The organism is Pseudoalteromonas sp. 20-92 (assembly GCF_030847595.1).
GTDB classification, from domain to species: domain Bacteria; phylum Pseudomonadota; class Gammaproteobacteria; order Enterobacterales; family Alteromonadaceae; genus Pseudoalteromonas; species Pseudoalteromonas fuliginea.
Genome location: NZ_JANJGQ010000108.1, coordinates 1 through 272 on the forward strand (window position 1 = coordinate 1; position 272 = coordinate 272).

Below are 272 nucleotides of genomic sequence, written 5' to 3' on the forward strand. Positions count from 1 at the left end.
TCATCTAATAATGCTTGTGATGTGAATCTGCCTTCCCAGAATCTACCTGTGCAGTTATCTTCTTTATTTGCTCTGCGCGCAATGTTTTCATTTAACAACCGCATAAACCAGCTAATACTTGATAGGCGCTCGCGGTAGTCGTTTACTGTTTGATTGAAAAAGATAAGTTCGGCTTTACTTAGCTTTTCACCTTGTACATATTTTTGCGTAAGTACAGTGCCTTTACAGAGCTTATGCCAGCGAATGATAATCGCTTTATCGTTTAATCGATT

The 272-nt window shown here is 38.6% G+C and carries 1 pseudogene; it reads right to left on the bottom strand.

Going from position 1 to position 272, the window contains the following annotated elements:
- Nucleotides 1-272 (bottom strand): annotated as a pseudogene (locus NRL14_RS20955) (transposase); the annotation flags it as partial.